Annotated in this window: 6 protein-coding genes; 2 read left to right on the top strand and 4 right to left on the bottom strand. The window is 52.5% G+C overall.

What is annotated here, in order from left to right:
• Positions 1–294 precede the first annotated feature (294 nt).
• The gene (locus tag NYE54_RS02075) at positions 295–2,211 is read left to right on the top strand and encodes a beta-N-acetylhexosaminidase (RefSeq protein ID WP_339269661.1); all 1,917 of its coding nucleotides are present in this window, start codon (positions 295–297) and stop codon (positions 2,209–2,211) included.
• 117 nt (positions 2,212–2,328) lie between these two features.
• On the opposite strand, the gene NYE54_RS02070 is transcribed toward NYE54_RS02075, so the two are convergent.
• Positions 2,329–3,648, bottom strand: a complete 1,320-nt coding sequence (locus NYE54_RS02070) for a sulfatase-like hydrolase/transferase (protein ID WP_339269660.1) — start codon at positions 3,646–3,648, stop codon at positions 2,329–2,331.
• Between the two features lie 159 nt (positions 3,649–3,807).
• Between NYE54_RS02070 and NYE54_RS02065 the strand changes: the two genes are divergently transcribed.
• Positions 3,808–4,665, top strand: a complete 858-nt coding sequence (locus NYE54_RS02065) for an AraC family transcriptional regulator (RefSeq protein WP_339269658.1) — start codon at positions 3,808–3,810, stop codon at positions 4,663–4,665.
• Positions 4,666–4,794: 129 nt separating this feature from the next.
• Here NYE54_RS02065 and NYE54_RS02060 read toward each other — a convergent pair whose 3' ends face one another.
• The 3 genes from NYE54_RS02060 to NYE54_RS02050 form a co-directional block, all read right to left on the bottom strand.
• The gene (locus NYE54_RS02060) at positions 4,795–5,712 is read right to left on the bottom strand and encodes a hypothetical protein (RefSeq protein WP_339269657.1); all 918 of its coding nucleotides are present in this window, start codon (positions 5,710–5,712) and stop codon (positions 4,795–4,797) included.
• A 68-nt stretch (positions 5,713–5,780) separates the two neighbouring features.
• The gene (locus tag NYE54_RS02055; RefSeq protein WP_339269656.1) at positions 5,781–6,269 is read right to left on the bottom strand and encodes a sigma-70 family RNA polymerase sigma factor; all 489 of its coding nucleotides are present in this window, start codon (positions 6,267–6,269) and stop codon (positions 5,781–5,783) included.
• 546 nt (positions 6,270–6,815) lie between these two features.
• Complete coding sequence (locus NYE54_RS02050) at positions 6,816–13,043, bottom strand: 5'-nucleotidase C-terminal domain-containing protein (RefSeq protein ID WP_339269655.1); 6,228 nt, start codon at positions 13,041–13,043, stop codon at positions 6,816–6,818.
• Between the last annotated feature and the right edge of the window lie 79 nt (positions 13,044–13,122).

The raw sequence follows: 13,122 nt of genomic DNA, 5'->3' as shown, positions 1-13,122 counted from the left end.
GCCGTCAACCACATTTTGGCCTGTTTTCAAGAACTATTTTGCGGCTCAAGTGAGACTCTCACCATCAGATCTGGCTCTAACAAATAAAGGGAATCAACCATCGGAATGAATGATTCCCTTCCACGCGCGCTTCATCCGTTTAAGGTGTTACTGATTGTTGTTTCTAGTAAAATGAATTGGAAGCATACTTTCGCAAACTAATGATTGATTTCCCACGACGATTCCCATAACATTAAACATTATAATGATATAATGTTTAATGTTCGCAAAATCATGGATGCAGGGGGATTTCATATGAAATTTCGTTTTGAGGGCGTTGTTACGGATGTCATGCCCGGCATTCAGCTGCTGCTGGATGAGCTTGGCGTAGAGCTTGGGGAGGACGGAGTCCCCGTAGAGGTAGCCTTGTCGGATGGAGATCTGGAGGTCGGCAGGGACCGGACTCACGCCTATATTCGTTACGGACGAAAACATCAATTTTTCCGGGGACTCGGCTTGCTGGTTCAACATAGCCGCCAAAGCGATACGTTCCACCTTCACGAACGTCAGCAATTTGACCGGATCGGCCCGATGTTCGACCTGTCCCGCAACGCCGTGCTGACCGTGGACAGCTTCAAACTCATGCTGAACAAGATGGCCCTGATGGGAATGAACAGCGTGATGTTATACATGGAGGATACCTACCAAATCGAAGGCGAGCCGTATTTCGGTTATATGCGCGGTCGCTACACGCAGGCGGAACTGAAAGCCATTGACGATTATGCCGACCAATTCGGCATCGAGGCTTTTCCAAGCATCCAAACCTTGGCGCACCTGGAGGAGTTTCTGAAGTGGGAGCCCATCAAACATTACCGTGATACGAAGGGGGCCCTTCTTGTCGGCAGCGAGCAGACAGATTCCCTGATTGAACGGATGATCGAGGCAGCCAGCGCTCCGTTCCGCAGCAACAAGATTCATATCGGGATGGACGAAGCGGAGGAGCTTGGTCGGGGAAAATATTTGGATCACAACGGTTATGTGAGCCGTTTCGACATCATGATCACCCATCTAAACAAAGTCCTGGCTGCCGTTCGCAAACGCGGCCTGAAGCCGATGATGTGGAGCGACATGTTTCTGAAGCTCGCTGCCGGCGGAGGCGGCGATGCGGCATATTACGATAAGGAAACGTCGATTCCAGAGGATATGGCCCGCCGCATCCCGAAGGACGTGGACATGGTGTACTGGGACTATACCCACATGGAGCCGGAGGACTATAAGAAGCTGATCGCCAATCACCGTCCGCTGGGGTGCAACCTCGTGTTTGCGGGAGCCGTCTGGATTTTCAACACCTTCGGCGTCAACTACGGTTTGTCCCTGAACGCTTCGGATGTTGCGCTTCAAGTGTGCAAGCAGGAGGGAATCCGCGAGGTATACGCCACGATGTGGGGCGATGACGGCAACGAAGGAAATCCGTTCGCGGCGCTGCTTGGTCTGCAGCTCTATGCCGAGCATGCCTACTCGGAACAGAAGCCGTCCCCGGTTCAGTTGGCGGAACGGGTGAAATTCTGTACGGGCATCGATATGGATACATTCCTCCTGCTTAAGGATCTGGACGAAATCCCCGGCCAGGAGCCGAACAACGCCAAGCAGAGCAACCCGTCGAAATTTTTGCTGTATCAGGACGTGCTCCTTGGGATGTTCGACAAACAGATCGAAGGCCTGGACCTCTCGAACCACTATGCCGAACTGGAGCAAAACCTGCGAGCGAAGCGCGATAGCAGCGCCGAGCTGGACTATCTGTTCGATATGCCGGAGAAGTTGAGCGCCGTCCTCAAACGCAAAAGCGAGATTGGCATTTTGCTGAAGAAAGCCTATGACACCAAGGACACCGATACCTTAAGGCATATGGCCAAGGTCGTGCTCCCTGCCATTTCCAAAGCCGTGCAAGAGCTGCGCATTGTCCACCGCACGCAGTGGCACCGGATGTTCAAGCCCTTCGGCTGGGAGGTCATCGACATCCGCTATGGCGGCGTCATCACCCGCCTGGATAGCGCATCGTTCCGCATTCTAGAATACGTTGAGGGACGGATGGCAAACATTGAGGAGCTTGAGCAGGAACGGCTGGTGTTCAGCACGACCAACCGCGACAACCACAAAGGGGTCGGCTGGTGCAGTCATTATTATCGCATGGCTTCGCCGAACGTGTTCTACCATGTGCTGAATCCTTTTTAAGGGTCCCAGCTACCGGAATCTGCTGATACCTGTCACCAACATATATGAAAAAGCCCCGATGCCGGGGCTTTTTTTTGCATAATCGCTAAGGTTTATATGATTCGCTCTAATCCACGCTTATGATCCGTTACTTTGCACTTCCTCGTACCAGGCTCGCACATCCCGGCTAAGCCGTTCCACGATCTCGGGGTAATGGTCCGCCAGGTTGGAGCGCTCCCCGGGATCCTTGGACAGATCGGACAGATGAACCTGATCCGGAACCACGCGGTCGAAATCAAGTTTCCCGTTCAGCACCAGCTTCCATTTCCCTTCCCGGACAGCCAGTTGGCCTTGATACTCCCAGAACAATTGCTTATGCGGCGACGGCTCGCCCATTCGCAGCATCCCCTTCAGGCTGCTTCCATCCAGTGCAACGCCTTGAAGCGGTGCCGCCGCCGGATCGACGCCCGCCAGATCCAGAAAGGTCGGTACGATGTCCATCATGGCCGCCACCTCATCGCGTACTTGTCCGCCCTCCAATCCGTTCGGCCAGCTTAGTATGGCAGGTTCGCGGATTCCACCTTCAAACAGACTTGCTTTATGCCCGCGAAAGATCCCCGCGCTCCCGCCGTAATAAACGTCTTCTGTCCCGTCCAGCCAGTTCCGGCTCTCGGAGGACGGTCCGTTATCGCTGGAGAAAAAGATGACCGTATCCTCATAACAACCCGCTTCCTTCAGCGCCTTCACGATCTCCCCGACGCCGTCATCCACCGCTGCAATCATGGCGGCCATGACCTGCCGATCCCAAGGCAAATGCGCAAACCGGTTCATGTATTCCTGTGGTGCATGCATCGGATAATGCGGCGCATTGTATGACGTAAACAAGAAGAACGGAGCCTTCTGCTCCCGAGACCGCTTAATGAAATCAACGGATCGTTCCGTAATCAGTTCGGTCATATACCGGCCGTTCTCCCAAACCTCCGTTTCGTTTTCCCATAGATCATGAAGGGGATTGACTCCATGGGCTTGGCCCCAATAAAAGATGTGCGAGTAAAAATCGACGCAGCCCGCCTTAAATCCGAAAAACTCATCAAACCCATGCGCGTTCGGACTGGTTGCCTCTGACAGACCCAGATGCCATTTTCCATACAATGCCGTTCTGTAGCCGGCGGGTTTAAGCGCCTTCGCCAACGTTACCTCGGCGGCAGGCAGGCCATGGGAGCCGCGCTTCGCCCCCAGGATTTCACCGACTCCCGCTCTGACCGGATACTTGCCTGTCAATAAAGAGGCTCGTGACGGAGAGCAGACCGGAGAGTTGGAATACCAATTTGTAAAACGAATGCCTTCATCAGCCAATCCGTCCAGGTGCGGGGTTTTCACGGTTTCCGAACCGTAACACCCAAGGTCCCCATACCCTAGATCATCGCAATATACGACGATAAAATTCGGTTGTTTCATATCTTAATTCACCTCTACTATGTTCGACTTGTTCCTCATCATCGTACCCTTTGACAGGCCCACAAGGAATGCTCAATCCTTGCAATCGTTATACAATATGTTGCATAGTAGCAACAACAAGAAAAATGTCAGGAACAGCTGGCAGGAGGAGGCGTAACAGTGAACCCAAAACTATCCAGAGAAGAATACTTTAACAATCCGGTTCCATTTGAGACAAAAATGGGATTGTGGATATACAAATCCGGTACGCACCCCTTTTTCACCGAAAAAGTCGGTCCCCGGTCCGTCGGATTTTACAGTATACATTTCGTTGCCAGCGGCAAGGTGCAATTCGGATGGGACGGCAGCAGCGTCTCCCTCTCGGAAGGCGACTTGTTCTGCCTCTTCCCCGGCTCGGTCTATACCTATGTCAAGGACTGCGAGCAGCCGTCTACCACGATCACCTGGACGGCTTTTATGGGCGAGTTGATGCCATCCATATTGAAGCATATCGATTTATGTCCGGAGCGGCCCTATCGACAAAACGCCTTCGGGGACGATACCCTGGCGATCATCAAGGAGATTCAGAGATTGCTCCGGCAGCCCCAGCTAGACCACAGTCTTCAGCTGATGTCATTGGGATTCCAATTGATCCACAGCATCAATTCGAACCGGCACCAATCACCTTCTTCTGCTGCATCCGACTGGCTCGGATCCATCCCCAGGTATATGCAGCTTCACTGTACCGAGAACCTGTCCGTGGAGGAGCTTGCCGCGTGGGCCGGCGTGCATCGCAGTCACTTCACCCGCGCGTTTACCCGCCGATACGGCATCTCTCCGTCCCGCTACATGCAGCAGTTGATCATGGAGAAAGCGACCCGCCTATTATATGCCGAGGGCATCAGCATCACGCAGACCGCTTTATCCCTGGGCTATTCGGATTTGTTCACGTTTTCCCGCGCCTTTACCCGGTATTTCGGAATGACGCCGAGTGCATTCGTGAAAGCGAACCGCCCATCATCGACGGAACGCGAATAGCAAGGGACCGCCATGCGATAAAGGGGGCGCCATTAGCGACCCTACATCAATGATTAGAGGCCATCAGATTAGGGATAGCCTCTAGTTTTTTACATTACCTTTTTTTCGTTGTATAAACGGTAGGACGACCTACTCCTCCATCAGCTTCCACAGCGTGGTGAACGCCTCGTCCTCCAATTGAAAGAATACAGGCGCGTTGGCATATCGCACATATTGGCCGCCTTTAAACAATCTTAACTGGACCTCCGTCCCGTCCTGCAACTGGATATATAGAAACTTCTGCTCGCCCGCCCCGGTCTCGTAGATCCCTTGCTCAAACAAAGGTTCGGCCGCTACCGGCTTCGCCTCGTATAACGCCTCGACGAAAGCTTGCACCGCCGCATCACCGGAAAGCTTGTGTTGCTTATTCTCACCCATGTTCCAGCTGTCGAAATCCTGCCATTTAACCGAAGTCATGTTCCCCATTAAATTCAGCTTGCCGATGATATCCTCGCCCTTGGTCACCGTAATTCCGTTCAGATGCTCATACAATTCGGCGTAGACTTCCCCGTCGTGCTCCATGTAGGACATGATTCTAAAATCGGCGTCATATCCCTTAACCGTGAAGATGTCCATTTCGCCGATTGTCGAAGCAAGCTCCGTGTAATCATCGGAGGAGCTCCATTCCGTAATCCCCGATTTCGACCGACCGAGCTTGTCGCCCCGCAGCTGCTTGGCAATTTCCGGCGTGATTTGCGTACCGGTTTGGGTGTAGATATTGCCCTGGTACACAACCAAACCGATCATGTCGGCTTTGACGTTGCTCTCGCCCGGAAGCTCGATTTTCGGGATGGTTACCGGGTCATGACCGGCCTGGGCGGTCGGCGGGGTATTCTCCCCCACCCCTTGTTGAGCAACCGGGATATCGCTAACCGCTGGCTCGTTCTCAAGATTCAATACCAGCGAAGCCACCACCACCAGCCCCAGCATGATGGCCGCGCTAACGCCTACCATACCCCATCGATTCCTTCTTGTCGTTTGATACTGATTTTGTTTCATTCCTTTCATGATCCGCTCCTCCAATCCCTTGTCAGGTTCTATTCGATCTATCAATGATTTGTAGTCATTCCGATTCATCAATCGTCCTCTCCTTCCAAGTCCATGCGCAGCAGCTTCCTGCCGCGCTGAAGACGCATCTTGACCGCAGACTCGTTAATCTGCAAAATTCCGGCGATTTCCTTAACGGAATAATCCTCGTAATAAAACAGATGGATCACCGACTTATACTTGAACGGCAAACTCATGACGCTATCCATCAGGGTCCGTTCCGACGGTTCGACAAAATAATCGTTCATATGCTCCATCTTGGTTACCCGCTTGCGCCACAGGCTCCCTTGCATGTTCTTGCAGTGGTTCGTAATCACCCGAATGAGCCAAGCTTTCTTATGCTCCTGATTGCTGAATTCAGGTGATTTATATATCAGCTTCATAAACGTCTCCTGAATAGCTTCTTCTACATCCTGTTTGTTTCCAAGGTACACCATCGCTATTTTGAAAAGCATGTCGCCATATAATTCGTAGGTTTCCGTAATATCTCCGCCCGGCCGGAGCGAATCGATCTGCATCGCCTTTAGACCTCCTTTTACCCTTAACACAGTTATGGACGCGAATCGGTCACATTTTGTTTATAGTTTTTTCGGCATAAAAAAGAGAATGTCCCAAAAGATCTTAGATCTGGCGTGCCCCTCTTTCTGATAGGAGACGCTCCGTGTACGAATCGTTCCTCCCATCGCTGTTGTCCCCAAATTTCTTAGATATATTTTAATCAAGGAGGAAATTCGGCGGACAAAGGCGACCGCTGCCGCTTGTCCGGAACCGTTTCGTCCTCTCCGCTACCATGAGCAAGCACATCCTTTAGACATAAGAAGAGAAACCACATGTTCACAAAATGGATGTGCGATCCACTACCCATTTACGAAAGGGACGGAACGGTGGCAACGTACCAAGAAGCAAGAAATGGCGGCGCTAGGAATCATCCCTAGTACCGCCATTTCTATTTTCCACTTTTTGATCAATTGGAGCGATCTTCAGCAGATTTGCTGTTGCCCCCCCCGTATACTACAAAGATGCAGATGCAAATCCAATATACATCCTGCCGCTATGCAACATGTTCATTTTGCGTACGTCAAATCCTGCATCAAACGATGGAGCACAGCGGCGCTTTCGCCGCGGGTGGCACTCGATTTAGGGTTGAAGCGCTGATTCTGGTCTCCGTTCAGAATACCAAGAGCCGCCAATTCATACACCGCTGTCTTGGACCAACCACCGATCGAGGTCGCATCGGCAAAATGGGCTTTTGCCGCGTCGGCTTGGTTGTATCCGGCATACTCCAGCGCGTTGTAGGCCATCACGGCCATCTCTTCGCGCGTGATCGTCCGGTTCGGCTTAAAGGTGCCGTCCGTGTAGCCAGTAATGATACCGGAATCGACCGCTGCCTGGACAGCTCCGGCATACCAATCGGATGACACCACGTCCTGGAAGCTGCCTGACGCAGCGTCTGCAGAAAGGCCCAATGCCCGGACGACAAGCGCTGCGAACTCGGCTCGAGTGACCGATGCGTTCGGAACAAAGGTCTGCTCTGTGCGTCCGGTTACGATCATTTTGGCCGCAAGCGATTCAACGTCTGCCTTGGACCAATGCGTAGCAATATCCTGGAACGTTACCGGGTTCTGCAGCACCAGGTACGTGCTGTTGGTACGGCTATAGATATCGATTCGTTGACCATTCACCTTGAATGGTACCGGCGTATATTCATTGCCGTTTCCGCCCACTCGAACAACCGCAATATCGGTCAAAGCATGCGCTTTGTCGACATTCAGGGACCGCTTCACATACGATTGGAATGAACCGAGCGTGATGGTCTTGCCATTACTGGACTTCGCTGTCACGGTGTAGCTCACAGCCTGCAGCGCATGATATCCTTTGGAAGCTGCTGATTTAAGAGCATCCGAATCCACTGCAAGCTGAATGACCAAGTGAAGGCCGCTAATATCCGAGCCGGTTTGCGCAGCCAGAGCTTGGAGATTGATCTCCTTCTTCGGAAGCTCATAGCTTCCGTAAAGCGTCGCTACCACCAGCACCTGTGCGCTTGTTTGATCAAGCCAGGCCTGGAGCGCTTCATTCTCGATGGTAACGGATGAAGAAGTGATTGGCTGCGTGCTTGTTACCTCTGCGGTAATTTTTCCGCCAACAGGCTGTTTCAGGGCTTCCTTCATGGCAGCCCCAGTGACGCTGCCTGTTGCCACACCATTCTCCACCTTAACCGGAACCTTTACCTTGCCTGGTTCGACCGGCGGGGTCGTGCCAGGATTCGAAGGATTCACGGGAGGCGTCGTCGGTCCTGGAGTTCCAGGGGTGCCCGGGTTCCCAGGGTTCCCCGGTCCAGGTTCTCCCGGTCCGCCCGGATCAGGTCCTCCTGGAAGCGGCGCTCCCTTCAAGTCCGTAATCCGTCCTTCGACGGCGGAGGTTTTGGCTGTGATGGTGCCTACTCTTTTCACATAGTTCGAGAATACTTCATAGTCAGGCTTATAGAGCAGGTTCACACGTCCTTCCAGATAAGCCTTCTCGAGCGAAGCATAGAAGTCGCCGCCTTTAGCGGTAAACGCGTTCGTCGCTACCTCGTAGGATTTATTCATATCGATCGGCTCGTATCCGTTCTTGCCTTTGACCTCGATACGCAGGACGCGTGATCCAACCGGCTTGGTGGAGTCATAGATAAACTTCATGCCCGCGATATGCGGGAAGCGCCCGTCCTGTGCCGGCGTCTTGGAAACCCCGTTCTCCATGGCTTCTTTAATCTCGGCGCCCGTTAACGTAATCGTGACCAGATCATTGTTAAACGGAAGCACCGTCATCACGTCACCCATTGTGACTTTGCCTGCCTCAATAGATTCGCGTATGCCGCCGCCGTTCTGCAAGGCGATGACCGCATTCGTGCCGGCCGCTTGCGCCGCATCCAGCATGCCATCGGCAATCAGGTTGCCAAGATTCGTTTCCTTCGTCCGCACGTCGGCACGAACGCCGTTCAGCTTCACTTCGGTCAAACCGACTTCCGTTTGTTTTAGTTCCTCCACGCCCGGCTTATATTTGGTGTTCAGAATTTGCAAGGCTTCGGGATCCGGCTGTACCACGTATTGGCCGGCACTATCTTTCTCGTCAACGGAAATGAGGTTACTGTTCCACTCCTGCAGAACACCCTCGTCGTCAAATACGACCTCAAGCCGACCTAAGAATTGTCCTTTTTCCCCTGTCTGCACGATCAGCTTCGGTTCACTGTCCGACCTGTCCACGACTGCTTGATCCAGCTTGGTATGACTGTGACCGCCCACGATGATGTCGATGCCTTCAACTTCCTTAGCAAGGTTAACGTCCACGTCATAACCGAGGTGCGACAGCACGACGATTTTGTTAATGCTTTCCTTCTGCAGCATCGCCACGGTGTCTCTTGTCTTTTGCACCGCATCATCGAAGGTGACGTCTCCAGGCGAAGCGATGTTCGCCGTGTCTTCGGTTGTAAGTCCAATGAGGCCAACCTGCTCCCCGTCTACCTCCATGATGATGGCCGGGTAGATGGTTGCATCCTTGGCATCCCGGGTCACTTCATTCTTGAATTTCTGGGTCAATATAGCATCGGCCGAAAAATTCACGTTCGAGGAAACAAACGGGAATTCCGCATGCTCAATGAAATCGTTCAGCACCTCAGATCCTTTATCGAACTCATGGTTACCGAAGGTCATGGCATCATATTGAACCAGGTTCATGAACTCCAGATCCGCCAGTCCCAAATATTGATTAAAATACAGCGTGCCGGAGAATACGTCCCCTGCATCCACAAGCAGAGGATTGATCGCGTTTACTCTGGCTTCCTTGATCGCCGTCACCCGGCGCGCAATGTTATCCGGTGAGCTTACAGTATCCAGATTGGCATGCGTGTCATTGGTATGCAAAATCGTCAGCGGGAAGCCGTTCACGGCTTCTCCCTTCAGGTCGATCTGCGCGACAACCGGATCATGATCCGATACGCGGCCCTTGGAAGCCGGGAAGTCGGCGTTCAGATGCACGACATCGGCTTGCGTAGAACGGGTCAGATTCTTGCTGACGAGAATATGATCCAGTACCTGCGAGTTCCCGTCATACGTGTAGGTATACCGCTCCTTAAGCGGAAGCGTATCGATCAGATTGTCTAATTCGTTGCCTTTCAAAATGTTCGCCGTCTCGGTAAATTGGAAATCATTCAAATCTCCCAGAACGACGACGTTCGCATCAGGATTAGCGGACACAACGTCTTTCACGAACCCGTTCACGACCGCTGCAATCTGATGGCGCTGCGTTTCGCTGGAGAGAACCGGCGGCTGGGTATTGCCGAATGGTCCTTGGTCCCCGGATTTCGAGTTAAAATGATTCGCGATGACGATCACTTTCTCGCCCTGGAATTCGAACTGTGCGGCCAGAGGCTTACGCGATGCGTTGAATGCTGAATTCAGCGGATCAATCCGGCCCGGATTCAGGGTTAACTGATCCTCTGCCGCATCATACGCAACCGATTCCGTCGGCAACCCCTTCTTGCCTTTTACACTGTCCGATAACTGGACACGATCGGCGTTATAGAGGAATCCGACCCGAATGTTCGCTCCCGGCGCTCCCCCATCGTTATTATTCACCGGATCAATATCGGTAAAGCTGTACGTGGGTCCTCCCGCTGCCTTGATGGCGTTAATCAAGGTCTGGTAGCTTTGGTCTGCCGCGGTAGTTCCATTGTTCTGCTCTCCGTTGTTATCCTGTACTTCTACGAGACCGATAATATCCGGAGACTTGATGTTGTTTACGATCGACTCCGCCAGCTTGTTGATTTTAGCGGAGCTAACACCCGGATAGAAATTCTCGATATTATACGTCGCCACTCTGAGCTGTTCATCATTCACGTCGATAGTGGATACCTCTTGCTTAAAAGAGCTGCTGTGGATTGCAGGCAACTCTCCTTTAGCCGGAATCACCTTGAAATTGCCACTGTTATAACCGATTACGCCGATCACATCATCGGCAAACGTATCGCCGGTGCTTACTTCTTGCCCCGGATTGCCGTAAGCAATGATAAGACGCTGCGGGTTGAAATTGCCTTGTTCTTTCAGAACGAGACCGCCCGCAGGCGTAATGACATCCGCGGTATCATTCTCGACCCGGGTCGCAATGTTGTAGGTTCCGCTGCTTGTCCAATACGGACTAATGATCGTTGGCTGCGGAAGTCTGACCAGCATGCCCTCCAGAGATTCGTAGAAGTCGATGGCATCTTCGCCCGGATCGAACGTTGTCATGCTGTCATTATCGATAATGGCGGCAGGTATCGGGCGCCCGCCTTTACCTAAGGTAACCGGTTCGGGCAGCTGCTGAGCCTGATCAAGCTTCTTGATGGATTGCAGCTCGATTTGGGTGGAGGTCAAGTTGCTGGAGCTTCCCTCGTTAAACTCGGCCACTTTTCCGGTTACGCTCACCAGATCTCCGATTTGAGGCCGGATTGGATCTGTGGAATACACAAAAATCGCATCCGAGGTATTCGGATTGGAATCCGGCTTCGAATCCTGGATATAGAATCCCTTGATATTGCCGTTAGAGAACGTATAACCATATTGGGTTACAACACCTTCAATATCGGTTACCGTCTGTCCTGTATACGGCGAAGTATGGTCCTCGCCTTGAATATCCGCGATGCGCGGCTGCTGAGTAGCTTTATAAGCAAATTCGTATACCTTGCTCACATCTGCACCCGAGACAACAACCGCTTTGATGGTTGTGTCACGGTCTATTTGAATCGGCGAGCTGTACTGTGTACTAGCTTGCGTCGGGTCTGACCCATCGAGCGTATAATAAATGCTCGCCCCTTGCGTAGGGCTGGACAGCGTCACCGTTCCCCCGATGATGATCGGTCCCGCACCCGGACTGGCAATCACGGAGAACATCTCCTCGATTAAGGCATGCTCGCCGAGAGGAATCAGCTCATAGATGTTGCCGAACTGCTTCACCACGCCCGTGATGCGGCTAAAGGTTTTCACCGTCTTCAGCTTGGACAAGCCGGAATAGATGATGAATTCATGCCCGCCTTGCTCGGCTGTGTATTCCCCAGGTCTATTCTCGGACTTGATGGTGACATCATTCAGGGAGACTAGTCTTGCCTCATAATTCTCCCCTGCAGCTGCAGATAGATCAGCTCCGGTAATTGGGAGAGCCTGCGGCACTCCGACTTGGTTCCCCGTCACGTCATGCGGCAGCAAGGCGTGCGGTTTGATTTCCTGAAGATTGTTGTAAATCTCCATCACGCCGGCCACGCTCACCCGATCGCCAACGCTGGCATTGAGGGGATAGTCATAGAGAACAATACCTGCCGCGTCGTCTTGAATGTAGGTTTCTCTGCCTTCGATATGCGTAATGATGCCTTCCGTCCACACATGCTCGCCTTTTGCCTTGCTGCGGGCTTCAGCGACAGACGTTTGCGTTAAAATATCATATTGGAAAGAGGATACCGGACCATCCGGCTGGCCATCCTGGACTGCATAGGCATCCACTCTCGTAGGCTCGTTTATGGTGATCGGGCCGTTGACGAGCTGGAAGCCGGAGCCGTTTCCGCCGGACAGATACACATCCGCATAGACTGAAGCCCCTACCGTAGGCGGATTCAGCGTAATCTTCGTACCGGCAGGCCAGGCGTTAGGCTCCGGATTAGCCGTTACCATTCCCAAGCCCGTGCCCGGAGTGACCGGCGTAGCGGGGCTCGAGCTGTTCCGGGGATCCGGTGTCGTAACCGCAAAATCCGCTGCATTGTTATCCCTGTCGTGGCCGCGGTCATTTTGACCAACGGTCAATTCCTTGCGGACCGCAGCCGTACTGTTAGATAAAGCTGCGGTCGGACTCGTCTCAGATTCCGAAGCCGATCCATAGCCAATGAGGTCGATACGATCGCCCGCGGCGTTTACCAGATCTACTTTGCCGTTAGAGCCGCTTAAGTTCAGTGTTCCTGCAGCATCAGCTGTCGGCAAAGTAGCACCTACCGAGCCACTACTCTGTTGTTGGATTAAATAATAAGAATAAGGCTCTATAATACCAGTTAAAGAGGTCGTGCCGTTAAAACTGCCTGCTGCGCTTGCATAACGTACCTTCCAGCCTGTAAGGTCAACCGGACTGCCGGTCGGATTGAACAATTCGATAAAATCATGCGTATACACTGCCCCGCCATTCCCGCCGCCGCCATACACTTGGCTGATTACAACCTGATCATGTTGGGGAGCAGCCTCCGCCACCTTCACGGGACTGAAAGGAACGATGAGACTCAGAAGCATTACAATAGCCATAAACATACTTAGCTGCTTTTGGCACCTATGTAACCGAATGCGCATTCAGGTTTTCACTCCTCTATTCTATTAAATTCTG

The organism is Paenibacillus sp. FSL K6-1330, assembly GCF_037976825.1.
In the GTDB taxonomy this organism is placed as follows: Bacteria; Bacillota; Bacilli; order Paenibacillales; family Paenibacillaceae; genus Paenibacillus_AQ.
This window is presented reverse-complemented; position numbering and strand designations above follow the sequence as displayed.